20 protein-coding genes are annotated in these 22,923 nt (G+C 72.8%); 11 read left to right on the forward strand and 9 right to left on the reverse strand.

What is annotated here, in order from left to right; all coding sequences use genetic code 11:
* The first annotated feature begins 43 nt into the window (after window positions 1–43).
* Entirely contained in the window at window positions 44–1,756 is a 1,713-nt protein-coding gene (locus QUY26_RS37120; protein WP_289954581.1) for a SulP family inorganic anion transporter, read from the forward strand.
* On the opposite strand, the gene QUY26_RS37125 is transcribed toward QUY26_RS37120, so the two are convergent.
* Window positions 1,750–2,139, reverse strand: coding sequence for a PLDc N-terminal domain-containing protein (locus tag QUY26_RS37125; protein ID WP_289954583.1), 390 nt, complete (start codon window positions 2,137–2,139; stop codon window positions 1,750–1,752). The two genes, QUY26_RS37120 and QUY26_RS37125, sit on opposite strands and share 7 nt — an antisense overlap.
* Window positions 2,140–2,240: 101 nt before the next feature.
* On the opposite strand from QUY26_RS37125, the gene QUY26_RS37130 reads away from it, so the two are divergent.
* Window positions 2,241–2,786: a hypothetical protein gene (locus QUY26_RS37130; protein ID WP_289954585.1), complete on the forward strand. Its 546-nt coding sequence runs from the start codon at window positions 2,241–2,243 to the stop codon at window positions 2,784–2,786.
* A gap of 166 nt (window positions 2,787–2,952) precedes the next feature.
* On the forward strand, window positions 2,953–3,759 hold the full coding sequence (locus tag QUY26_RS37135) for a YhjD/YihY/BrkB family envelope integrity protein (protein ID WP_289954586.1): 807 nt from the start codon (window positions 2,953–2,955) through the stop codon (window positions 3,757–3,759).
* Here QUY26_RS37135 and QUY26_RS37140 read toward each other — a convergent pair.
* The gene (locus QUY26_RS37140) at window positions 3,751–5,154 is read right to left on the reverse strand and encodes a DUF2252 domain-containing protein (protein WP_289954587.1); all 1,404 of its coding nucleotides are present in this window, start codon (window positions 5,152–5,154) and stop codon (window positions 3,751–3,753) included. The genes QUY26_RS37135 and QUY26_RS37140 overlap by 9 nt on opposite strands.
* A gap of 152 nt (window positions 5,155–5,306) precedes the next feature.
* On the opposite strand from QUY26_RS37140, the gene QUY26_RS37145 reads away from it, so the two are divergent.
* Window positions 5,307–6,635 carry a diacylglycerol/lipid kinase family protein gene (locus tag QUY26_RS37145; RefSeq protein WP_289954590.1) on the forward strand — a complete coding sequence of 443 codons (1,329 nt, stop codon included), beginning with the start codon at window positions 5,307–5,309 and terminating at the stop codon, window positions 6,633–6,635.
* A 27-nt stretch (window positions 6,636–6,662) separates the two neighbouring features.
* Here the strand turns inward: QUY26_RS37145 and QUY26_RS37150 are convergent, their stop codons facing one another.
* Window positions 6,663–7,127, reverse strand: a complete 465-nt coding sequence (locus QUY26_RS37150) for a DUF7144 family membrane protein (RefSeq protein ID WP_289954592.1) — start codon at window positions 7,125–7,127, stop codon at window positions 6,663–6,665.
* A 175-nt stretch (window positions 7,128–7,302) separates the two neighbouring features.
* On the opposite strand from QUY26_RS37150, the gene QUY26_RS37155 reads away from it, so the two are divergent.
* Complete coding sequence (locus QUY26_RS37155) at window positions 7,303–7,554, forward strand: hypothetical protein (protein WP_289954594.1); 252 nt, start codon at window positions 7,303–7,305, stop codon at window positions 7,552–7,554.
* A 130-nt stretch (window positions 7,555–7,684) separates the two neighbouring features.
* Window positions 7,685–8,173 (forward strand): helix-turn-helix transcriptional regulator, encoded by a 489-nt coding sequence (locus QUY26_RS37160; protein WP_289954596.1) that lies wholly within the window; start codon window positions 7,685–7,687, stop codon window positions 8,171–8,173.
* Here the strand turns inward: QUY26_RS37160 and QUY26_RS37165 are convergent.
* The 3 genes from QUY26_RS37165 to QUY26_RS37175 all read right to left on the reverse strand — a co-directional run bounded on the left by QUY26_RS37165 (window position 8,166) and on the right by QUY26_RS37175 (window position 11,704).
* On the reverse strand, window positions 8,166–10,487 hold the full coding sequence (locus QUY26_RS37165) for a helix-turn-helix transcriptional regulator (RefSeq protein WP_289954598.1): 2,322 nt from the start codon (window positions 10,485–10,487) through the stop codon (window positions 8,166–8,168). The two genes, QUY26_RS37160 and QUY26_RS37165, sit on opposite strands and share 8 nt — an antisense overlap.
* 120 nt (window positions 10,488–10,607) lie before the next feature.
* Window positions 10,608–11,132, reverse strand: a complete 525-nt coding sequence (locus QUY26_RS37170; protein WP_289954600.1) for a DUF1269 domain-containing protein — start codon at window positions 11,130–11,132, stop codon at window positions 10,608–10,610.
* Entirely contained in the window at window positions 11,132–11,704 is a 573-nt protein-coding gene (locus QUY26_RS37175) for a DUF1269 domain-containing protein (RefSeq protein ID WP_289954601.1), read from the reverse strand. Before QUY26_RS37175 ends, QUY26_RS37170 begins: the two co-directional genes overlap by 1 nt.
* A gap of 101 nt (window positions 11,705–11,805) precedes the next feature.
* Between QUY26_RS37175 and QUY26_RS37180 the strand changes: the two genes are divergently transcribed.
* Genes QUY26_RS37180 through QUY26_RS37195 form a run of 4 tightly spaced genes read left to right on the forward strand, consistent with a single transcriptional unit; the run spans window position 11,806 to window position 18,812 of the window.
* A complete protein-coding gene (locus QUY26_RS37180) occupies window positions 11,806–13,251 on the forward strand; it encodes a hypothetical protein (RefSeq protein ID WP_289954603.1) in 1,446 nt (481 codons plus the stop codon).
* Window positions 13,248–15,932: an MGH1-like glycoside hydrolase domain-containing protein gene (locus tag QUY26_RS37185; RefSeq protein ID WP_289954605.1), complete on the forward strand. Its 2,685-nt coding sequence runs from the start codon at window positions 13,248–13,250 to the stop codon at window positions 15,930–15,932. The genes QUY26_RS37180 and QUY26_RS37185 overlap by 4 nt, the downstream gene beginning before the upstream one ends.
* Window positions 15,929–17,413, forward strand: coding sequence for an alpha-amylase (locus QUY26_RS37190; protein WP_289954608.1), 1,485 nt, complete (start codon window positions 15,929–15,931; stop codon window positions 17,411–17,413). Before QUY26_RS37185 ends, QUY26_RS37190 begins: the two co-directional genes overlap by 4 nt.
* Window positions 17,406–18,812 (forward strand): MFS transporter, encoded by a 1,407-nt coding sequence (locus tag QUY26_RS37195; RefSeq protein WP_289954611.1) that lies wholly within the window; start codon window positions 17,406–17,408, stop codon window positions 18,810–18,812. The genes QUY26_RS37190 and QUY26_RS37195 overlap by 8 nt, the downstream gene beginning before the upstream one ends.
* On the opposite strand, the gene QUY26_RS37200 is transcribed toward QUY26_RS37195, so the two are convergent.
* From QUY26_RS37200 to QUY26_RS37210, 3 genes are all read right to left on the reverse strand, one after another.
* Entirely contained in the window at window positions 18,792–19,283 is a 492-nt protein-coding gene (locus QUY26_RS37200; RefSeq protein ID WP_289954612.1) for an RDD family protein, read from the reverse strand. The genes QUY26_RS37195 and QUY26_RS37200 overlap by 21 nt on opposite strands.
* Window positions 19,280–19,798 carry a hypothetical protein gene (locus QUY26_RS37205; RefSeq protein WP_289954615.1) on the reverse strand — a complete coding sequence of 173 codons (519 nt, stop codon included), beginning with the start codon at window positions 19,796–19,798 and terminating at the stop codon, window positions 19,280–19,282. Before QUY26_RS37205 ends, QUY26_RS37200 begins: the two co-directional genes overlap by 4 nt.
* 135 nt (window positions 19,799–19,933) lie before the next feature.
* Entirely contained in the window at window positions 19,934–21,118 is a 1,185-nt protein-coding gene (locus tag QUY26_RS37210) for an aminoglycoside phosphotransferase family protein (protein ID WP_289954617.1), read from the reverse strand.
* A gap of 234 nt (window positions 21,119–21,352) precedes the next feature.
* Here QUY26_RS37210 and QUY26_RS37215 point away from each other — a divergent pair, with 234 nt between their 5' ends.
* A complete protein-coding gene (locus QUY26_RS37215; RefSeq protein ID WP_289954620.1) occupies window positions 21,353–22,852 on the forward strand; it encodes a DNA-binding protein NsdB in 1,500 nt (499 codons plus the stop codon).
* Window positions 22,853–22,923: the final 71 nt, after the last annotated feature.

Here is a 22,923-nt window from a genome sequence, read left to right on the forward strand (position 1 = left end):
CCCGGTCGCGTCCGGAGCCGTGGGCCCGGCGGGGAGGAGACCCATGAGAGCGTCGGAGCGCGGTGCGGTGGTGCTCACGTCCCTGGCGCGGGCGGTGCCGGGGGTCCGCGTGGTCACGACGTACCGGCGCGAGTGGCTCGGCAAGGACCTCACCGCGGGGCTCGTGCTCACCACGCTGCTCGTGCCGCAGGGCATGGCGTACGCCGAACTGGCCGGGCTGCCCGCGATCACCGGCCTGTACACGTCCGTGCTGTGTCTGCTGGGTTACGCGGTGTGCGGCCCGTCACGGGTCCTCGTCCTCGGCCCTGACTCCTCGCTCGGCCCCATGATCGCCGCCACGATCGTGCCCCTGATCGCCGCCGACGGCGATCCGGACCGGGCGGTCGCCCTGGCGTCGACGCTTGCGCTCATGGTCGCCGCCATCATGATCCTCGCCTCGGTCGCCAAGCTCGGCTTCATCGCCGACCTGATCTCCAAGCCCACGATGATCGGCTACATGAACGGCCTGGCGCTGACCATCCTGGTGGGCCAGCTCCCCAAGCTGTTCGGCTTCGACGTGGACGCGGACGGGCTCGTCGACGAGGCCGTCGCGTTCGTCGAGGCGCTCGTCGACGGCGAGGCCGTGGCCGCGGCGGCCGTGGTGGGCGCGGCCGGCATCGCGCTGATCCTGGTCCTCCAGCGCTGGTTGCCGAAGGTTCCCGCGGTCCTCGTCGCGGTGGTGGCGGCGATGGCCGCGGCGGCCGCCTTCGACCTGGGGGAGCACGGGGTGTCGCTGGTCGGCGAGTTGCCGGAGGGCCTGCCTCCGCTGACGGTCCCCGACGTGCGCCTTGACGACCTGGTGCCGCTGTGCGCCGGAGCGCTCGGCATCGCCGTCGTGTCGCTCGCGGACACCATTTCCAACGCGTCCGCCTTCGCCGCCCGCACCGGCCAGGAGGTGCGCGGCAACCAGGAGATGGCCGGGGTCGGCGCGGCCAACCTGGCCGCCGGGCTCTTCCAGGGCTTCCCGGTCAGCACGAGCGGGTCGCGCACCGCCGTCGCCGAGCGGGCCGGCGCCAGGACACAGCTCACCGGGGTCGTCGGCGCGGGCCTCATCGTCCTCATGCTCGTGCTCGTGCCCGGCCTGTTCCGCCAGCTGCCCCAGCCCGTCCTCGCGGCGGTCGTCATCACCGCCTCGCTCTCCCTCGCCGACATCCCCGGGGCCCTGCGGCTGTGGCGGCAGCGCAGGGCGGAGTTCCTGCTCGCCGCGGCCGCGTTCCTCGGGGTCGCCCTGCTCGGGGTGCTGCCCGGCATCGGCCTGGCCGTCGCCCTGTCCGTCCTGAACGTCTTCCGGCGGGCGTGGTGGCCCTACGCGACGGTCCTCGGCCGGGCGGCGGGCCTCGCGGGCTACCACGACGTCCGGTCCCACCCGGGTGCCGAACCCGTGCCCGGCCTCGTCATCTACCGCTTCGACGCCCCGCTGATCTTCGCCAACGCCAAGACGTTCCGCGACGAGGTGCTGCGGCTCGCCCGCGCGGACCCGCGGCCGGAGTGGATCGTCCTCGCGGCCGAACCGATGACCGATGTGGACACCACGGCCGCCGACGTCCTCGAAGAGCTCGACGAGACGCTGAACGCCCGCGGCGTCCACCTCGTCTTCGCCGAACTCAAGGACCCCGTACGGCAGAAGGTCGAGCGGTACGGGCTGACGCGCACCATCGACCCGCGCCACTTCTTCCCGACCATCGAGTCCGCCGTCGCCGCGTTCCGGGCTCAGTAGGCGAGGAACCTGTGCTTGGCATGATCGAACTCCGCCTGGGAGAGCGCCCCCGCCCGGTGCAGTTCCGCGAGCCGCTCCAACTCCCGGACGTCACCGCCGGACGACGACGTGGCCACCGGGTACGGCCCGAGGTCGGACGCGCCCCTGTACCCGCGGTGGCCGGTACGGCGGCTGATCCCCTTGCCCTGGACGATGAGATAGATGGCGACGCCGAGGAGCGGCAGCAGGAGCACGAGCAGCAGCCAGCCCGCCTTGGCCAGGCCGCTGAGGTCCTCGTTGCGGAAGATGTCCACGACGATGTGGACCACGATGAGGAACCACATGATCCACAGGAAGAAGATCAGCATGGTCCAGAAGATTCCGAGCAGCGGGTAGTCGTCCACGGCACACCTCCGGTCGATCCGATGGCGCCACCCTCGTGGACGGCTCATCGCGCCGTATCACCCCTGGAAGGTGATCCGCGGCCACGCGGGGAGGCCGGCACATGAAGAACATGAAGAACTCGTCCCCCGCCCCGGGGCGCTCCCGGCCGCACGGGCACCCCGGGGCGTCGCACGAGCGCTCCGGGTCGGACTGCGCCGGGGCGGTGTACGGCTCCCTCCTCGCCGCCTCGGTGGTGGCCACCGCGGGCAGCGTCGGCGACTACCCCCGCCTGCGGCTCGTGCTCCTGCTCGGCGTCACCGGCCTGGTGTTCTGGGCCGCGCACGTCTACGCCCACCTCGTCGGCGAACGGGCCGCCGGACGGGGCGGGGGGTGGCGCGCGGTACGCCTGGCGGCCGTGCGGGAGTGGCCGATCGTCCAGGCCGCCGCGCTGCCCGCGGCCGCCGTCGGTGTGGGCGCGCTCCTCGGCCTCGACGAGCGTGCCACGGGCTGGGCCGCCCTCGGCACGGCGGTCGCCCAGCAAGTCGGCTGGGCCACCGTCGGCGCGGCGCGTGCCGGTGCCGCACGGCCGCGGTTGGCCGCTGAGGCCCTCGTCCACCTCGCGCTCGGTTCGGTGATCGTGTCCGTCAAAGTCGTGGTGGGGCACTGAACTCGGGGCGGGAAGCCCGAGGACGGAGGTGGACTGCTGACTGCGCCGACTGCGGGCAGTGGACGGCAGACGGCGGACCGGCGTCACCCGCGGCAGGCGACGCGCGGCGGCCGGGTGGGCGCGAGCATGCGCGGGCAAGGCTTTCCCGCTGTGAGAGGGCACCGTCATGGTGAGCGCCCGCCCCGCCCGGTCGCTGACACCCCGCGTCGTCCATCAGCTCGTGCACGTCAACATCCTGGACACCGCGACCCGGCTCGCGGCGCAGGTGTTCCTCGCCGCGCTCCCGCTGCTGATCGCGGTCGCCTCCCTCTGCCCGCGCCCCGTACGGCGGGAACTGCTGAGCTCCCTGCGCTCCACGTTCGCCGTCGGCGGACGGGTGCGCGCACCGGTCGAGGAGCTGCTCGCGGGAACGCAGCGCACCGCCTACAGCTGGGGAGCGGCCAGTGTCCTGGTCGCGCTGCTGTCCGCCACGGCCTTCACCCGGGCCCTGCAGCGGCTGTGCGAGCGCTCCTGGCACCTGCCGCGGGCGGAGGCGCGGGTCATGGTCTGGCGCTGGGCGTGCTGGCTCGTCGTGTGGATCGCGGTACTCGTCCTGCGCGGTGCGATCCACACGGCGTTCGGAGCGGGCCCGGCCTTCGGTGTCGTGCTGGAACTGGCCGCCGTCGTCCTGCTCTGGTGGTGGAGCCAGCACCTGCTGCTCGCCGGGCGCGTGCCCTGGCTGCCCCTGCTGCCGGGGGCGCTGCTCACCGGCGTCGGGGTGATCGTGTTCTCCGGGGTCTCCGCGCTGTGGCTGCCCCGCGCCCTCGAGCACGGGGTCGAGCGGTACGGAACGCTCGGCACCGTCTTCACCCTGCTCTCCTGGCTGATCGTCTTCTTCGTCGTCGTGGTGCTCGGCACCGCCGTCGGGTACGTCCTCGCCCACGACGCGTCCGTGAGGGGCCGGTTGGGGACACCGGCCCCGCCCTCACGCTGACACCGCGGTGACCCGCCCGTCCCGCACGGCCTCGACCAGCGCCCGGTGGTCGTGCTCGTTCCGGTCGGCGTAGGACTCGGCGAACCGGGCGATCGCGCGGTCGAAGGAGTCGGACTGCCCGAGATACGCGGCGATCGCGATGCGGTCGCCGGAGCGCGCGTGGGCACGCGCCAGCGTCGCCCCGCACAGCCTCCCGAACAGCCGCATGAGGTCCGGCGCCATCGTGTCCGCCTTGGGTATCGCCTTCCAGTCCCGCAACTGCCGTACGTAGAAGTCGCGTTGCCGGCCGTCCAGGCCCGTGACCCGTTCCCAGCCCAGGAACATGTCGCTCGTGGCCTGCATCAGCCGCTGCCCGGCCACGACCCGCTCGCCCTGGTGCCCGTACCCGCTCGGTTCGGTGAAGTCCGCGAGCGCCGAGTCCTGCGCCTCCTTCGCCTGCAGGAAGAGGGGGTCCCGGTCGTCCCTGCCCAGCAGCAGGATGATCCAGCAGCGGGTGCCGACGCTGCCGACGCCCACCACCTTGCGGGCCATGTCGACCACGCGGTACTGGGCGAGCAGCGCCCGGCGGTCCGACGACAGGCTGTGTGCGTAGCCCCCGACGAGGTCGCGCAACTGCCCTTCCAGGCGCGTCCGTTCGACGTCGGGCAGCAGCTCGTCCAAGGGGATCACCAGCGGCGGGTCCGGGGTGATGCGCACTTCGCCGCCGACCTTGTGGGAGAGCCTGTCCAGGGCCTGGAGGTGGTCGCGGGTGCGTGCCTTGGTGAGCGTGCGCGACAGCCGCCGCGCCGTCCGCGGCCGCAGCTGCTCGACGAGCACCTTGTACAACTCGTCCGCGTCGACCCGGGTGTACCACACGTCCACGTTGCGCATCCCGGCGAAGTCGTCCATCGCCTCCCGGTACCCGCGCACGGACTCGCGGACCACGCCCGTCCGCTCCGGCGCGCTGAACCCGTTGCCGCGCCCGGCGATCACCAGACTCGCGCACAGCCGCTTGACGTCCCACTCCCACGGGCCCGGGTGGGTCTCGTCGAAGTCGTTGATGTCGAACATCAGATGCCGCTCCGGCGAGGCGAGCAGCCGGAAGTTCAGCATGTGCGCGTCGCCGCACAGCTGGGTCATGATGCCGCTCGTCGGCGTACCCGCCAGATCCTGCGCCATGATCGCCGCCGCGCCGCGGAAGAAGCGGAAGGGCGACTCCAGCATCCGCCCGTAGCGGATCGGCACCAGCTCCGGGACCCGGCTCGCCGACTGCCGCTCGATCACCTCGACCGGGTCCGGCCGGTCCGCGCCCGGCGCGAACTCCTCGTGGCTCGAACGCGGTACCAGCGTGCGCGCCGCCCTTCCGCGCGCGGCCCGTTCCTCCGGGGTGGCGTGCGTGTGCTTGGTCTCGGACATGAGGCCTCCCTCCTGGAAGGGCACGGTGGGGCCGCGCGGGCCCGGTGGCGTCACCCCCGCGGTGTGAGAACGGGGGCCGGTCCCCGGGCCCGGCGTGCGGATCACCTTCCGGGGGTGATGCGAGGGCGGGCCCCGGCCTGCACGGTGACCTCATGAAACCGACGATGCGGGGGCGGCGGTGGCTGGCGCGCGTGGCGCTGGTCGCGGCCGCCGGAGTGGTGCTGGTCCCGGCCGTGTTCGCGGGAACGCGGACCTTCGGTCTCCTTGCCGTCGGACTCGCGGGCCTGGCGCTCACCGCCGCCGCGATCTGGTGGGGGCTCAGTCGGCGGGGTCTCCTGCGGTTCCTGGCCCTGCTCCTCGCTGTGGCCGCACCCCTGTGGGTCCTCGTGGAGTACGCCAGGGCCGACCTGGTGTGGGTCGCCGCCCTGGCCCTCGCGCTCTGGCCGGTCGCGCTCGGCGCCGGGCGGGCCGCCGTCGCCCGGCACGACGAGCCGGACCCGATGCCCGAACATCCGGCGCCCGAGATCCGGCACCCGGTACTGATCATGAATCCGCGCTCCGGCGGCGGCAAGGTGCGCCGCTTCGCCCTGCGCGAGCGGGCCGAGTCGCTGGGGGCGGAGGTACGGCTCCTGGAGCGGCGCGGTGAGACGGACGTGGCGGAACTGGCGCGCAAGGCCGCGGCCGAGGGCGCCGACCTCCTCGGGGTCGCGGGTGGCGACGGCACCCAGGCGCTGGTCGCCGATGTCGCCGCCGACCTGCGGCTCCCCTTCCTGGTGATCCCGGCAGGCACACGCAACCACTTCGCGCTCGACCTGGGACTGGACCGGGACGACCCGTCGAAGGCCCTGGACGCGCTGCGCGACGGCGTGGAACTCCACGTCGACATCGGCCGGGCAGGCGACCGCCCGTTCGTCAACAACGTGTCGTTCGGCGCCTACGCGGAAGTCGTGCAGAGCCCCTCGTACCGCGACGGCAAGACCCGCACCACCCTGAACCTGCTCCCCGACCTGCTCCTCGGCCACAAGGGCGCACACCTGACCGCGCGCGCCGAGGAGACGACCTTCTGTGGGCCGCAGGCCCTGCTGGTGAGCAACAACTCCTACGGCACCGGTGACATCGCGGGACTGGGGCACCGCGCCCGCGTGGACGCCGGTGTGCTCGGCTGCGTCGGCGTCCGGGTGACCAGTGCCGCGCACGCCGCCGGGCTGCTGCGGGGGCGGCGCGCCGCGGGCCTGACACGGGCGACGGCGACGACGGTGGTGGTCGACGCCGACCAGGAGCGGATCCCCGCCGGCGTCGACGGCGAGGCGCTGGTGCTGCGCACCCCGGTCCACTGCGAGCTGCGGCCACGGGCCCTGCGGGTGCTGGTACCGCGACGGCGGCCGGGCCTGCGCAAGGCCCGGCCGCCGGTGGACTGGCGGCTCGTCACGGGACTCGCCCTGACGTCGGGGCACGCCCTGAGGCGGACACCGCCGCGCTGAGCCCGTCCGCTCACCGCCCGGGCGGACTCACATCGGCGCGCCGTACACCTTGTGCGCCACCGGCCGCCCGTACATGGCGAGGGACCAGATCACCAGCACGTCGAGCGCGATGATGATCGCCGACCACACGGGGGCGTACGGGGTGAAGAAGAAGTTCTCCAACGCGCTGAGGCCGGCGATGACCATGCCGACGGCACGCGCCCACACCCGGCCGCTGAACAGCGTGAACGCGGCCGCGAGAATCACGACGCCGGAGATCAGGTGGAGCCATCCCCAGGCCGTGATGTCGAACTCGTAGATGTAGTTGTTCAGCCTCACGTAATAGTCGTCGTCGATGATCGCCGCGAGTCCCACGATCGCGTGGTAGGAGCCGATGATCGCCAGGACGCACACGGCGAACACCACGCCGCCGAGCGCGAGTGGCCGCACACGGGGCGACTCCGACTCCGGTGCGCTGTGCCGGGTCTGGCCCGGTGAAGTCTGTTCGGCCATGTCTGGACCTCCTCTTCGGTGAGCCGGAGCATGGCCCCTCGCCACCGGTTCCGGTTCACCCGCAGCGGATGAGTCCGGGGAGCGCACGGGCCGCTGTCACCCTGGCGGGGTGAGGCGGTCCGCGTCCGTCCCGGAAGAATGGTCGCGTCGGTGACGCCGCTGCGGAGGTGAGGCCATGAACGGGCCGCAGCCGGGCCCGGGAGCAGACCGGCCCGGGGCGCCGTCCGCAGGCGGCGACTTCGAGATCCGTGTCCGGGGCAGGATCGGCGACAGCTTCCGGTCCGCTTTCGGCGAGGTGACGGTGCGGCTGCGGCCCGCCGAGACGGTCCTGTACGGCGTCGGCCTCGACCAGAGCGCCCTCTACGGCATCCTCGACCGCATCCAGGCGCTGGGCCTCGAACTGCTCGAGGTGCGTCGACTGCCCTGAGGGCACGCCGGTCCGGGCGGGACGGACGAGGCCGTTCGTCCCCCTCAGATGGGCCGTAAAGCACCTTCCTCACACCCTCCCGAAGTGTGACCTTCTGGTGTGTACCGCCTGCCGACAGGAGGTGGGGGACATGCCCGTGGTGGTCCGTGCCCAGGAGGGCCGCCGACGTCCGGATTCCCGCTCGGCGGACCCGGCCCGGGTGGCCACGCTGCGCGGCCACCTCCGCGGTCTCGGACGGGACGCGCAGAGAGCGGAGACGGCGGTCGACACCTGCCTGGTGTGGCTCGCCGGTGCCCTGGTGCGCATCGCGGAGGACCTGGAGGATCCGCACAGCGTGGGAGCGCTGGTCGACGAGGCGTTCGCCGTGCTGGCCTCGGTGTCCCAGGGCGGGCGGACCGGTGCGGACGCGGGCCCCGCGCCGCCCGTCGAGGCGTTGACGCAGCGTGAACTGATGGTGCTGCGCCGTCTCCAGGGCGATGTGTCGCTGCGCCGGATCGCCGACGGCCTGTTCATCTCCCACAACACCGTCAAGAGCCACGCCCGCGCGCTGTACCGCAAGCTCGGGGCGCACTCACGGGCCGAAGCGCTGTGCCGGGCACGGAGACTGGGGCTCATCTAGAGCCGGTCGCGTCCGCCTTCGGCCGCTCGAACCCGCTCGGGCGCAGCAGGTCGAGCTCCACGGCGCGTCGGATGGCGGCCGACCGCCGGGTCACGGCCAGCTTGCGGTAGACGCTCTTCAGATGGGTCTTGACGGTGTTGACGGAGAGATAGATGTCCTCCGCGATCTCCTCGGTGGTCATCATCTGCGCCAACCGCTCCAGCACGTCGCGCTCCCGGGAGCTGAGGCGCTCCACGGGCGGTGCGGGGGCGGGCTCCTGGCCGGCGACGGGACGCCGCACCCGCCCGCAGGGCGTGCTGAGGCAGATCGCACAGGCACGTTCCACGGCTGGTCCGAGCCCGTCGGGAAGCCAGGTCGAGGTGGCGGCGACGAGGGTGTCGGGGACCCGCGTCAGCCCGCGCTCCGCCGCCGTGACGAGCCCGGCGACCAGGTCGGCGACCCCCGACGTGAAGGCGTCGGGCCGCTGCCGGAGCGCCGCGCGTGCCTGGGCCAACTGGCGGCGCGCGGGGCCGGGTTCGCCGCGCGCGAGGTCCACCCACGCGCGCACGGCAAGCAGCGTGCTCCTGGTGGGGGCCGCCGGGGTCCAGGCGGGCAGCGGCGGCCTGCCCGCCTGCGCGGCGAACTCGTCGGCGGCGCGGAACCGTCCGCGCAGCGCTTCGAGGAGGGCGAGCTCGACCAGGCAGTCCCGCCGCAGCACGCCGTTCCCGGCCGCTCCCGCCGCTTTGAGACAGCCGGTGAGGGCGGCTTCGGCGGCCTTCGACGCGCCGCTCCGCAGGGCGGCACGGCCCCGCACGATCAGCGTGAGCGCCTTGATCTCCGGGCGGTCCGTCAGGGCCCCCGGAGGCAGCAGGGCGACGAGGGCGTCCGCGTCGCCCGCCGCGGCCCGTGCCGCCCGGACGTCGCGCCCGTGCTCCAGGGCCGTGCGTACCACCGCGTGGCAGAGGCGGCACCTCAGGGCGCGGTCGCCGTCGCCCTCCGGCAGCCGGGAGATCAGCTCGGTGGCCTGTCCGAGGGCTTCGGCGCAGGCCGACGCGTCGGCCCGGGCCGCGGCGGCGGCCGCGGCGACGAGCGCCGACTCCGGTTCACCGGGCGGCGCGCCGGCCGGGACGCGCGCGCAGAGGGCGTCCGGCAGCCGTGCGGCGGTGAGTCCGAGTACCTGGCCGATCGCGAGCCGGTGCACGATCAGACGGCTGGCGCAGTCCCAGTCCTCCGCCGCGAGCGCGTGGTCCACCGCCTGGGTGAGCAGGCCGTGGTCGGCGAGCCAGGCCGCGGCTCTGCGGTGCAGGTCCGGGACGAGCCCGGGGCTCTCGTGGCGCAGGCTCACCCGCAGCACGTCCGTGAACATCTGGTGGCAGCGGAACCAGCCCTGCCCGACGGACTGCAGGAAGGAGTTCTGGCGTACCAGCGCGGTGAAGTGCCGCCCCGCGGCGGGGCCCGCGAGCGCGAGGGCCAGCTCCGCGTTGAGGTGGTCGACGATGCTCGTCGTCAGCAGCAGGTGGCGCATGTCCGGTGGCTGTACGTCGAGCACCTCCTCGACGAGGTAGGTCACGACGGACTCGTCGTCACCGGCGAACCGGGCGACGAACTGCGCGGGGTGGGGGTGGTGCTCCATCGACATCGCGGCGAGCCGCAGCCCCGCCGCCCATCCGTCCGTGCGCTGCCTGAGGGTGCTCAGCACGGACTTGGGCACCTCGACGCCGTGCTGGGCCAGCAGCGCGCCCGTCTCGCCGTCGTCGAACGCGAGGTCGGCGGTGCGCAGTTCCGTGAGGTCGCCGACGAGCCGGTGGCGGTGCAGCCGCAGCGGCGGATCCCGCCGGGAGAGGACGAGGAGCCGCAGCACGTCCGGTGTGTGCCGCAGCAGGTCGACCACGCCCTCGGCGATGAGGGAGTCCGGCTCCGGCTGGAAGTCGTCGAGGACCAGCACCACCGGTTCGCGGCGGGCGCCGAGCAGGGCCGAGAGACCGGACACGAGCAGCGGCCCCGCGGCCGCGGTGTCCGGCCACGGCAGGTCCACGCCCGCCGCACGCAGGGCGCCGAGCACCCGCGGCCAGAAGACCGCGGGCTCCTCCTCGCGCCCGTCGCAGGTCACCCAGGCCACCGGGCCGGGGGACCGGCCGGTGTGCGCCCATTCCACCGCGACCGCGGACTTCCCCGCGCCCACGGGACCCACGACGACGGTCAGCGGCCCGAGGACGCCCCGGGACAGCCGTTCGGTGAGCCGGGGCCGCGGGACGATCCACTGCGGCAGCGGCGGCATGGTCACGCGGGATGCCGGAACGGAGCCGGCGTGTCGCGCGCACGTGCACTCGTCCATGGCGTCACCTCGCGCTCGGGAGCAGGGTGGTGAGGCACAGCCAAGTGTGGTGCCGAGGGGCGGGACGGCAGCCGTCGCGGATGCCGTCTCACCCGGGTGAGTTCTGGACCTGTGGGAGGGTCACGCGGGCTCGCGCCCCGGACCGGTGCCCGGCACCGGCGGCGTCTGCTGCAGAGCCGCGACCAGTTCCTCCTCCCTGTCCCTGGTCAGCGAGGTGCGCAGGACGACGGGGCTGAAGGGGCGCAGCGCTTCGCGTACCCGGTCGGGCGTAGAGCGGCGTACGAGCGCGAACACCGCCGCCCGGCCGGGCTCCAGGGTGCTTGCCACCTCTTTGATGAAGGCGTCGTTCATGCCGATGTCGGTCAGCTTGCCCGCGACCGCGCCGGTGGCGGCGCCGACCGCCGCTCCGAAGACGGGCATCAGGAACAGCAGGCCGAACAGCGAGCCCCACAGCGCGCCACCGGCCGCGCCGGTCGCGGTGGTGCTGTAGCTCTGCCGCACATGGATCTTGCCGTCCATGGTGCGCCACGCGAGCGCCGCGTCCTCCAGGTCCAGCAGCTCCTGGTGCGACAGCTCCTTTCCGAGCCGCATGACAGCCTCGGCCTTCTCCTTGTCCGAGAAGCCGAGGACGACGAGTTCAGCCATCAGGACCTCCTGTTGCCGCGGGCCGTCCGGCCCGGTGCGGATGGGGGTGCGGAGGGTTCGCCGCGCCGCTGGGCCGCGGCCATGAGTTCCACGGCGACCGGTTCCAGGGCCTCCTCGGTGAGGAACCCCTCGGCGACGGGAACTCCGCCCGCGTCGCGGATCGCGCTCCTCAAGTACCTGGCCCACACGTGTTCGAGCAGGATGTACGCCGCCGACGTCCCGGGGTCCTGCTGCTCGGCGAGCTCCCTGATCTCGGCGAGGGTGAGGCCGAAGGCGTTCTCCCCGGCGATCGACGGAGCGGTGCTCTCCGCCCCCGACAGGAGTTCGCGGGGGATGCCGAGCAGGGCGGCCACGGTGTCGCCCATGTCCTCGGCCTGGTAGTCCAGGGTGAACAGGTTCCCGCCGGTCCCCTTCTTCACGAAGAGCATGTCGAGGACGCGGATCTGGCCGTTGGCCTCCAGGATCTCCAGTTCCTCGGCGATGCGCCCCTCGAACTTCGTGTCGGGGCCGAACTCGACGGCCAGCAGCTGGACAGGACCGATGCTGCCCATGGTGTCTCCCTTCGTCGCCACGGCCTCCATTTCCCCGCGGACCGGGCCGTTCGGCGTCACCCGCCGCAGGTGAGGAAGCGGGGCGGAACCGCCCTCACGGTGGCCGCGGAGGTGTGACGCCCATGGCTCACGAGGAAGCGGCGGACGGCGGCCCGGCGGCCAAGGACACCGCGGCCCAGGCGGAGTTGGAGCGACTGCGCGCGGAGGTCGAGGACCTGCGCGCCCGCGCGGGGACCGAACGGCGCCGCCGATCCCTCGCGCTGCGCCGTGCCCTCGCCGCCATCCTGATCGCCCTGGTGGCCGTGTGCGCGGTCACGTCCGTCATCGGGGTGTGGGGAGCGCGGACCACGCTCGACACGGACCGGTGGGTCGCCACCGTGGGGCCCCTGCCCGGGGACCCCGACGTGAACGCGGCCGTCTCCACGTACATCACCAGGGAGGTGTTCGACCGCGTCGACGTCGAGGAGCGGGTACGCGAATCGCTGCCCGAGCGGGCGTCGTTCCTCGCGGCACCGGTGTCCAAGGCCGCCCGCGACCACCTGAAGAACATCATCTCCGGGCTGATGGAGACGGAGCGGTTCCAGGACCTGTGGCGCGCCACGAACCGGCTCGCCCACGAACGCGCCGTGGCGCTCCTGGAGAACCGCAGGGAGGACGTGCGGGTCGAGGGCGACAAGGTGACCCTGAACCTGCTGCCCCTGGTCAACAACTCGCTCACCGCCCTGGAGAGCAGGCTCCCCACCCTGTTCGACAAGAAGCTCGACCTGCCCACGCTGTCCTCCGGAGAGATACCGCCCGAGCTGCACGACCGGATCGAGAAGGCCCTCGGGGTGTCCCTGCCGGACGACTTCGGGCAGATCACGCTCTACGACCGGCACGAGCTGGGGCAGTTGCAGGAGATGGTGCTGCTGTTCAAGCGGGCGGTGGTGGGCCTGGTCATCGCTGTGCCGCTGCTGCTCGGGGCCGCGCTGTGGATCTCGCCGAACCGCCGTCGCACCCTGCTCCAGCTCGGCCTCTGGCTGGTGGTGACGGTCACGGTGCTGGCCGGCGTGCTGCGCGGCGTGCGCGACCAGATCCTCGGCCAGGTGACGCCCGGGGTCTACCGCGAGGGGGTGCGGGCCGCGATGTGGACGATCTTCACGACCCTGCGCGAGCGCGGCGACCAACTCCTGTGGCTCGGCATCGCCGTCGCGGTCGTGGCCTACCTCGTCGGACCCGGACGGCTGCCCGTGGCCGCACGGGCCCACGCGGCCCGAGGCGCCCGGGCCACCGCCCGCTTCGCGACCCGCGTCGGCGACCGCATCTCCGAGGGAGCCGGGCCCCGGCCCTGGATCCAGGAACACGCCGACGTGCTCCGCACCGCGGGCATCGTCGTCGCGGCCCTGGTCGCGCTGCTGCTGTCCTCCTGGTCCGGCCTCCTGACGGTGGCCGTGGTGCTCACCGTCTACGAGGTCACCGTCACGCTCCTCGCCCACGGCGGCTCACCCCGGACAGGTGAGGCGCGTCCCGGGAGCGGCTCCGAGACTGGCGCTCCTCCGGCGAGCCCGCAGCAGGGAGGCACCGCATGAGCAGTCAGGCGACCACCGGGCGGATCGGCCCGCGTGGGGACGACAAGGGCCGGTCGCGGCTGTGGGGTCCCTATCTGAGCGAACGCCAGTGGGGGACCGTCCGCGAGGACTACAGCGTGAACGGCGACGCGTGGGCGTACTTCCCGCACGACCACGCCCGCTCGCGCGCCTACCGCTGGGGCGAGGACGGACTCGGCGGCATCTGCGACGAGAAGCAGCGCCTGTGCTTCGCCCTCGCGCTGTGGAACGGCCGCGACCCCATCCTCAAGGAGCGCGCTTTCGGACTCACCAACGGCGAGGGCAACCACGGCGAGGACGTCAAGGAGTACTACTTCTACCTCGACGGCACGCCCAGCCACTCGTACCTGAAGTACCTGTACAAGTACCCCCAGGCCGCGTTCCCGTACAACGAGCTGGTGGCCGTCAACCGCGACCGCGGGCGGCAGGAGTTCGAGTACGAGCTGCTCGACACCGGGGTCTTCGACGACGACAAGTACTTCGACGTCACCGTGGAGTACGCCAAGGCCGCGCACGACGACGTCCGGGTGCGGATCACCGTCGTCAACCGGGGCCCCGACGAGGCCACCGCGCACGTGCTGCCGACCCTGTGGTTCCGCAACACCTGGTCCTGGACCGACGGCGCCGCGAAGCCGCGGCTGAGCGCGGCCGACGAGCCGGAAGGCACCGCGACCATCAGGGCCGAACACCCCGAACTCGGCGGCTACGAGCTGCGCGTCGGCGCCCCGGTGCCGCTGCTGTTCACGGAGAACGAGACCGACAACGAGCGTCTCTTCGGCTCGCCCAACGCCTCGCCGTACGTCAAGGACGGCATCGGCCGCGCCGTCGTCGACGGGGACCCAGCCGCCGTCAACCCGGCACGGGAGGGCACCAAGGCGGCCGCCCACCACACGGTGACCCTTCCGGCAGGCGGCACCGAGACCCTCCGGCTGCGCCTCGCACCCGCGGGGACCGAGCCGGCCGAGGACTTCGACACCGTCTTCCGGGACCGGATCGCCGAAGCCGACGCCTTCTACGCGGAGCTCACCCCCCGGGGAGCGGGCGAGGACGAGGCCCGCGTGCTGCGGCAGGCCCTCGCCGGGATGCTCTGGACCAAGCAGTACTACGGCTTCGACCTGGAGGCCTGGCTCGCCGAACACGGCCTGGGGCCCTGGAGCGTGCCGCGCACCGACGTGCGCAACCGCGAGTGGTTCCACATGGTCAGCGACGACATCATCTCGATGCCCGACAAGTGGGAGTACCCCTGGTTCGCGGCCTGGGACCTGGCGTTCCACGCCGTGGCCCTGTCGGCGGTGGACGTCCCCTTCGCCAAGGAACAGCTGGAGCTGCTGCTGCGCGGCACCCATCTGCACCCCAACGGCCAGATACCCGCGTACGAATGGAACTTCGGCGACGTCAACCCGCCCGTGCACGCCTGGGCCGCCTACTTCGTCTACACGATGGAGCAGATCGCCACCGGCCACGCCGACGTCGACTTCCTGGAACGCGTCTTCCAGAAGCTCCTGACGAACTTCACCTGGTGGGTCAACCGCAAGGATCCCAGCGGCCGCAACGTCTTCCAGGGCGGCTTCCTCGGCCTCGACAACATCGGCGTCTTCGACCGCAGTGCCCCGCTGCCGACCGGCGGCCAGCTGGAACAGGCCGACGGCACCGCCTGGATGGCCCTGTACTGCCAGTCCATGCTCCAGATCGCGCTGGAGCTGGTCGAGCACAACCCCGCGTACGAGGACCTGATCCTGAAGTTCGTCGAGCACTACCTGTGGATCGCCGCCGCCATGGACCGCGTCGGCGACCTCGACGACGGGCTGTGGGACGAGGAGGACGGGTTCTACTACGACGTGCTGCGCCTGCCCGACGGACAGGCGGTGCGCCTGAAGGTGCGGTCCATGGTGGGCCTGCTGCCGCTGTGCGCGTCCACCGTCTTCCAGCCGCAGCAACTGGCGCGGGTGTCCGGCCTCGGCGAGCGGCTGCGCCGCTTCGCCGACCGCCACCCCTCGCTGTCCGTCACGCTCGCCTCGGCGGGCGCGGGCGTCGAGGGCGGCCCACGACTGCTGTCCGTGGTGGACGAGAAGAAGCTGACACGCGTGCTGTCCCGGCTGCTCAGCGAGGACGAGTTCCTCGGTCCGTACGGGATCCGGGCCCTGTCCCGCCACCACGCCGAGCACCCGTACCGCTTCTGGGTGCACGGCCAGGAGTACCAGGTCGCCTATCTGCCCGCGGAGTCGGACTCCGGGATGTTCGGCGGCAACTCCAACTGGCGCGGTCCGGTGTGGTTCCCGGTGAACGCCCTGCTGATCCGGGGTCTTCTGAACCTGTACGGCTTCTACGGCGACGACTTCACCGTCGAGTGCCCGGAGGGCTCGGGCGTCCGCAAGAACCTGTTCGAGGTCGCCAAGGAGATCGCGGACCGGCTCACCCGCACCTTCCTGCGCGGCGAGGACGGAAGGCGGCCCGTGTACGGCGGGCAGGAGAAGTTCCAGAGCGACCCGCACTGGCGCGACCTGATCCTGTTCCCCGAGTACTTCCACGGCGACAACGGCGCCGGCCTCGGCGCCTCCCACCAGACCGGCTGGACCGGCCTCGTCGCCGCCCTGATGAAGCTCTTCGGGACCGTGGAGCCCGGCGACTTCCGCGGCGGGCTCGCAAGGAGGGAGAGGCCATGACCGCACTGCCCGCACAGCCGGTCGTCCTCGAGGTGAACACCCGCGTGTGGCTCCGTGAGGCACAGCGGCGCACGGGCCGCCCCGTGGGACTCGGCGACGTGCCCAAGGACGCCTGGGACGAGGTCACCCCGCACGGCGTCGACGCCGTCTGGCTCATGGGCGTCTGGGAGCGCAGCCCGAAGGGACGGGACATCGCCCTGGGGGACGCCTCGCTGCGCGCCGCCTTCGACCGGGCGGTGCCGGGCATCGCCGAGGAGGACATCGCGGGCTCGCCGTACTGCGTCCGCAGCTACCGGGCGGACGCGATGCTCGGCGGGCACGAGGGCCTCACCGCCGCCCGGGCCGAACTCGACCGCCGGGGCGTCGGGCTGCTTCTCGACTACGTCCCGAACCACGTGGCGCCCGACAGCCCCTGGGTGGCCGAGCACCCCGAGTACTTCGTGCGCGGCACCGAGGACGACCTCCGGCGCGACCCCGCGGCGTTCCTCGACACGGGCGCCGCCGTCCTCGCCCGGGGCCGGGACCCCTTCTTCCCGCCGTGGCCGGACGTGGTGCAGCTCAACGCCTTCGAGCCGCGGCTGCGCGAGGCGACCGCGGACCTGCTCACCCGCATCGGCCGGGTCTGCGACGGCGTGCGCTGCGACATGGCCATGCTGCTCATGAACGACGTCTTCGCCCGCACCTGGGGGCAGTGCGTGGGCGCGGCGCCGCGGGAGGACTTCTGGAGCACCGTCGTCTCCGCCGTCCGCGGCCGCCACCCCGGCATGATCTTCGTGGCCGAGGCGTACTGGGGCCTCGAATGGGCCCTGCAGCAGCAGGGGTTCGACTTCTGCTACGACAAGCGCCTCTACGACCGGCTGCTGCACGAGAGCCCCGAGTCCGTCCGCCACCACCTGGCGGCGGACGAGGAGTACCAGCGCCGTCTCGTGCGCTTCCTGGAGAACCACGACGAACCCCGGGCCGCGCGGACGCTCCACCCGGCCAAGGAGCGCGCGGCCGCCATCGTGATCGCCACGCTGCCGGGCGCGACGATGTGGCACGAGGGACAGTTCACGGCGCGGCGCACGCACGTGCCCGTCTTCCTCGACCGGCGCCCCGACGAGCCGGCGGACGCGGACCTGCGCGCCTTCCACGAACGGCTCCTCGCCCAGGTGCACAAGAGCGGGATGCGCGGCGGACGGTGGCGTCTGCTGGACCTCGAAGGATGGCCGGACAACCCCAGCCACCGGGACCTGGTGGCGTGGTGCTGGTCAGGACCGGCCGGGCGGTTCCTGGTCGTCGTCAACCTCTCCGGGCACCGGTCGCAGGCCAGGGTCCGGCTTCCCTGGGGCGAACTGGCCACGGGGGAGACCTGGTTGACGGACATCCTCGACGGCTCCGGATACCGGCGGGCCGGGAGCGAGCTCACCGGGCCCGGCCTCTTCGTGGACCTGGACGCGTGGGCGGCGCACGTCCTCGCCGTGGAGCCCGCCCGTGACTGAGCACGGCAAGAGCCCCGGACCCGCCGGAGGGCGAATTCTGGCACCGCTCGCCCTCGCGCAGTTCATCTGCAGCTTCGCCGGGTCCAACATGAACGTGATGATCAAAGACATCGGCCACGACCTGGACACCACCGTGCAGGGAGTGCAGGTCGCGATCACCATGTTCCTGCTGGTCATGGCCGCGCTGATGATCCCCGGCGGCAAGCTGACCGATCGCCTGGGCCGCAAGCGCTGCTTCCTCGCGGGCCTCGCCGTCTACGGCGTCGGCGCGAGCCTGTGCGCGGCGGCCCCCGGACTCGGCGTGCTGATCCTCGGCTACTCCGTCTTGGAGGGCATCGGCACGGCCCTGCTCATCCCCCCGGTCTACATCCTCACCACGCTGCTCTTCACCGAACTGACGTCCCGGGCCCGTGCGTTCGGCGTCATCATGGCCGCCGGTGGCGTCGGCGCGGCCGCGGGACCGCTGATCGGAGGGCTGATCGCCACCACGATCAGCTGGCGTGCCGCGTTCGTCTTCCAGGCCCTCGTGATCGCGCTGATCATCGCGCTGAGCCGCAGGATCGCCGACCCGCTGCCGCCCGACCCCGCGCACCCCTTCGACGTACGCGGCGCCGTCCTGTCCGCCGGCGGCCTCGTCCTGATCGTCATGGGCATCCTCGCCACCGACGACAACGCGTGGCTGACCCTCGCGCTCCTGTCCGTCGGCTGCCTCGTCCTCGCCTGGTTCGTGCACTGGATCCGCAGCGAGGAACGCGCCGGCGCGGAACCGCTGCTGTCCACCAGCCTGTTCCGCGACCGCACCGCCAACCTCGGCCTGGTCACCCAGAACCTCCAGTGGCTGCTGCTCATGGGGACCTCGTTCACGGTCGCCACCTACCTGCAGGTCGTACGCGGCCACGACGCCATCCAGACCGGTGTCGTCTTCACGGCCGCCACGCTCGGGCTGCTGGTCTCCTCGCTCGCGGCGGAACGCCTCGCCGAACGCCGGTCCCAGCGGACCCTGATCACGGCCGGGTTCGCGCTCGTCCTCGTCGGCATCGGCGTCCTGATCGCAATGGTCGCGGGGTCGCCCGACAACTGGGCGTTCGCCCCCGGCCTGCTGCTGATCGGCCTCGGCCTCGGCGTCATGCTCACGCCGTCCGTCAACGTGGTCCAGTCCGCCTTCCCCGAGGACCAACAGGGCGAGATCTCCGGCCTGTCCCGGAGCGTGTCCAACCTCGGCTCCACCTTCGGCACGGCCATCGCCGGCACCATCCTCGTCGCCGACCTCAGCGACCACGCCTACGCGGCCGCCATGGCCACCCTCGCGTTCGCCTCCCTCATCGGCCTCGTCACCGCCACGCGGCTGCCCCGCACCATTCCGGCCGCGGTCTCCACCTCACTCCCGCCCCGGCCCTGAGCGCGGCCTCGCGTGCCGCGGCACCCAGTCATGGATCACCGTGCTGGCGAGGACGAGGTCCTGGGCGGACGCGCTGCGCCGACTGAGCGGGACCCACAGCAGCCCCAGGGGGAACACCAGGCACAGCACGGCGCGCAGCAGGGCACGGCCGATCCCGAGCCGCCGCCCCGACCGGGCGATGACGCGGAGCCCGAGGACCTGACCTCCGGCCGTACGACCGGCCAGGGCCCAGCCGGCCGTGAGATACAGGACGGCGATCAGTGAGCCGGACACCGCAGTGAGCCATGCGGGCGGGTCGGGAACACGGAAGGGCGGCCCGGCCACCAGGAGCCGTGCCGCCCCGCCGCCGAGTTCGGCGGCGAGCCCGAGTCCGGCGACGACAAGGGCGTCGACGAGGGCGGCGAGCGCGCGGGACACGAGTCCGGCCGGACTTCCCTGCGCCAGCTGCGGTCCGAGCCCCGCCGCCGTCACGAGGGCTGCCCCGCGGGCGGCCCGGCCCCGCCCTCCTCCCCGGTGCGGACCGTGCCGTTCCTGCGCAGCAGCCGGCCGGCGAGGTGGTTCACCATCAGGTCGGCCCGCATGCTCCGCTCACGGAGGGCGTCCAGAGTCTCCCTCGTCATGCCGCCGCCGGTGTCCCGGACGATGCGGCCGAGGTCGATCCGGGCGAGGACCTCCAGGGTCAGCGGGACGAGGTCGACGCGAGCGATCACGGCACGCACGTCGACGCGGTCGGCGATCCGGTTGACGTCGACGCGGTCGGCGATGCTGCCGATGTCGACGCGGGCGGCCACGCGGTCGACGTCCACCCGGTCGGCCACGCGGTCGACGTCCACGCGGGCCACGAGGGCGTCCAGGTCGATCCGCGCCACCACGGCGGAGATCAGCTCGCGGAGCAGGGCGTCGGCGCCCGCGCGCACGGCCCTCAGGGTGAGGCGCGGAAGGAACAGCACCGCGCCGACCGGATTCATGCTCCTGTCTGCGGCCACCCGGACATCGCAGCGCGCCGACGGGGCCTTGGCCTCACCCGTCGAGGGTGAGGCCAAGGCCCCGTCGGCGTGAACCGCGCCGAAGGCCCGCGACGCGCCGCCGCTCGAAGGGCGCGCCGCGGGCCTTCCTCCCCGTCAGCGAGTACCGACCGCCGCGCGTACGGCCCGGCGGGCCATCTGGCAGTCGTCGTGCAGCCGCCGCAGCAGCAGCCGCTGCTCCTCGCCGGAGGGGGCGGCACCGGGGTGGGCCTGCCCCGACGCCGTCGGAGCCGGTTCGTGCAGCGTGCGCTGCACGGCCGTCTCGCACATCCTGATCTCCCTGGTGAGGACCAGCATCAGATTGACCAGGAAGGCGTCGCGGGCCGCCGGACCCGGCGCCTGGGCGAGCTGGCTGATCTCCCGGCGCGCCATGGGGGAGTCGCCGAGCACCGACCACAGCGTCGCCAGGTCATAGCCCGGCAGGTACCAGCCCGCTTGCTCCCAGTCCACCAGGACCGGGCCCGCCGGGGACAGCAGCACGTTCGAGAGCAGCGCGTCGCCGTGACAGAACTGCCAGGTCAACTGCGGACCCGACGGGTGGGCGTGCGCTATCCCGTGCAGCAGCTTCTGCAGGTCGCCCATGTCGCGGTCGGTGAGCAGCCCCAGCTCGTGGCAGCGGGAGATGCGACGGCCGTAGTCCAGCGGCCTGCCGAACATCTCCTGCGGCGGCCGCCACTGGTTCAGGCGGCACACGGCGCCCAGCGCCGCCCGGACGTCCGCGCGCTGCGGGGCGTCCGCGGGGTGGCGTTGCAGGGCCGCCACCCGGCCCGGTACCCGCTCGATCACCAGGGTGCAGTCGTCCGGGTCGGCCGCGATGAGACGCGGGGCGCGCACGGGTGGACGGTGCCTGACGAACGAGCGGTATGCAGCTATTTCGTGCCGGATCCGCTCGGCCCACAGGGGAGAGTGGTCGAGCAGGCACTTGGCGACGACGGTGGCGCGGCCCGCCGTACCGACCAGGAGCACGGTGCGCCCGCTGCGGCGCAGCACCTGCACCGGCTGGAACTCCGGACAGATGCGGTGCACCGAGGTGATCGCGGTGCGCAATTGCGCTCCCTGGGGCCCGGACAGGTCGAGTCTCCCGCTGAGAGGCCCGGCGCCGGGGGCGGGCACACGCCGGGGCCGGCCGGTGCCGAGCGGCGCGGTCGACGTGCGCGCCGGTGCCAGATAAGGACCGCCGCCGGTCAGCGGGACCTCCGCCGCTCGGGCCGGGACACGGGAAGAGGGGTGCGGGCGCAGCGGCCGAGGCGGGGCGGACACGGAGGACGATGCTGCGTACATGGGCGATACAGATCCCTTCGTGTGCCGACGAGTTGCGGCGCCCTCCCGCCCCGGCCGCTGTGGGTGCACCCTGGGGAATGCCTTGAGGCGGCCGGGTCGGGGTGGCGCATTCCTACCTGACACCCGTGAGCCCGTGGCACACCATGTGGCGCACCCTGGCGAACCCTGGCGAATAGTCGCTCAGCAACTGACAGACGGTTACTGTCAATTCAGCCGAGAACCTGGGGGCTTGACGTGAACGGACAACCCAACACCCGCTTGTCGGATCTCTTCGGCCTGGCGGGCTGGTCCAAGGGTGAACTCGCCAGAATGGTGAACCGGCAGGCAGCCGCGATGGGTCATCCGCAGCTGGCCACCGACACCTCGCGCGTGCGGCGCTGGATCGACATGGGAGAGATCCCGCGCGATCCGGTGCCCAGGGTCCTTGCTGTTCTGTTCACCGAGCGTCTCGGTCGTGTCGTGACCATCGAGGACCTCGGTCTGGTCCGGCACGGGCGCGCAGGAAAGCAGCACGGCGACGGGAGCGTGGAGCACCCGGACGGCGTGCCGTGGGCGCCCGAGCGAACCGCCGCGGTCCTCACCGAATTCACGGGAATGGACCTCATGCTCAACCGACGCGGCTTGGTGGGCGCGGGTGCCGCGCTCGCCGCCGGCTCCGCACTCAGCAGCGCCATGCACGACTGGCTGCACACCGATCCGACCCTGAAGACCGACGCCCCCCGCACCGACGACCCCCTGCACGCCGACCCCGCCGGATTCGACCGCTACGAGGCCGCTCCCATCGGGTCCCAGGAGATCGAGGCGCTGGAGCGCTCGGTCGAGGTGTTCCGCGCCTGGGACGCCTCCCGGGGCGGCGGCCTGCAACGCAAGGCCGTGGTGGGGCAGCTGAACGAGGTGGGCGGCATGCTCGCCTACCGCCACCCCGACCACCTCCAGCGGCGCCTGTGGGGCGTCGCCGCCAACCTCGCCGTCCTCGCGGGCTGGATGTCCCACGACGTCGGCCTCGAACCCACCGCCCAGAAGTACTTCGTGATCGCCGCGCACGCGGCCAGAGAGGGCGGCGACCGGCCACGCGCGGGCGAGGCCCTGTCCCGGGCCGCACGCCAGATGGTGCACCTGGGCAAGCCCGACGAGGCCCTCGACCTGATGAAGCTCGCCAAGTCCGGCTCGGGCGAGCAGACCCTGCCGCGCACCCAGGCCATGCTGCACACCATCGAGGCGTGGGCGCAGGCCTCGATGGGCAAGGGCCAGGCGATGCGCCGCACGCTCGGCCGTGCGGAGGACCTGTTCGTCTCCGACAAGGGGGATGTGCCACCGCCCAGTTGGATGCAGATGTTCGACGAGGCGGATCTGCACGGCATGCAGGCCCTGGCGTACCGCACCCTCGCCGAGCACGAGCCGGCCGCGGCGCAGCTCGCCCAGCGCCACGCCAAGCAGGCCATCGAGCTGCGCACCAAGGGCCGCGACCGCTCGACGATCTTCGACTACATCTCGCTGGCGTCGGCCTGCTTCATCGCCGACGACCCCGAGCAGGCCGACCGGTACGCGCGCCTGGCGCTGGTGTCGATGGGCGCCAACTCCTCGCACCGCACCTGGGACCGGCTGCGCGAGATGTACCGGCTCACGGGGCAGTACGCGGGCTACCCGAAGATCGAGGACCTGCGTGCGGAGATCAAGCAGGCGCTGCCCAGGGCCGCCGGGCGGCCGGGGGGAGGCAAGTGGGTCCGGGCATAGCGCGCGCCGGACTCGGCGGGCACAGGGGAGTCGGCTGGTGCGAGGCCGGTGGTCACGGTGGTGACGAAGTC

Origin of the sequence: Streptomyces flavofungini (assembly GCF_030388665.1) — a bacterium.
Classification (GTDB): Bacteria; Actinomycetota; Actinomycetes; order Streptomycetales; family Streptomycetaceae; genus Streptomyces; species Streptomyces flavofungini_A.

Coding starts and splice junctions, on each gene's coding strand:
- QUY26_RS37120 (WP_289954581.1), top strand. CDS start 44: ATGAGAGCGTCGGAGCGCGGTGCGGTGGTGCTCACGTCCCTGGCGCGG.
- QUY26_RS37130 (WP_289954585.1), top strand. CDS start 2,241: ATGAAGAACATGAAGAACTCGTCCCCCGCCCCGGGGCGCTCCCGGCCG.
- QUY26_RS37135 (WP_289954586.1), top strand. CDS start 2,953: ATGGTGAGCGCCCGCCCCGCCCGGTCGCTGACACCCCGCGTCGTCCAT.
- QUY26_RS37140 (WP_289954587.1), bottom strand. CDS start 5,154: ATGTCCGAGACCAAGCACACGCACGCCACCCCGGAGGAACGGGCCGCG.
- QUY26_RS37145 (WP_289954590.1), top strand. CDS start 5,307: ATGAAACCGACGATGCGGGGGCGGCGGTGGCTGGCGCGCGTGGCGCTG.
- QUY26_RS37150 (WP_289954592.1), bottom strand. CDS start 7,127: ATGGCCGAACAGACTTCACCGGGCCAGACCCGGCACAGCGCACCGGAG.
- QUY26_RS37155 (WP_289954594.1), top strand. CDS start 7,303: ATGAACGGGCCGCAGCCGGGCCCGGGAGCAGACCGGCCCGGGGCGCCG.
- QUY26_RS37160 (WP_289954596.1), top strand. CDS start 7,685: ATGCCCGTGGTGGTCCGTGCCCAGGAGGGCCGCCGACGTCCGGATTCC.
- QUY26_RS37165 (WP_289954598.1), bottom strand. CDS start 10,487: ATGGACGAGTGCACGTGCGCGCGACACGCCGGCTCCGTTCCGGCATCC.
- QUY26_RS37170 (WP_289954600.1), bottom strand. CDS start 11,132: ATGGCTGAACTCGTCGTCCTCGGCTTCTCGGACAAGGAGAAGGCCGAG.
- QUY26_RS37180 (WP_289954603.1), top strand. CDS start 11,806: ATGGCTCACGAGGAAGCGGCGGACGGCGGCCCGGCGGCCAAGGACACC.
- QUY26_RS37185 (WP_289954605.1), top strand. CDS start 13,248: ATGAGCAGTCAGGCGACCACCGGGCGGATCGGCCCGCGTGGGGACGAC.
- QUY26_RS37190 (WP_289954608.1), top strand. CDS start 15,929: ATGACCGCACTGCCCGCACAGCCGGTCGTCCTCGAGGTGAACACCCGC.
- QUY26_RS37210 (WP_289954617.1), bottom strand. CDS start 21,118: ATGTACGCAGCATCGTCCTCCGTGTCCGCCCCGCCTCGGCCGCTGCGC.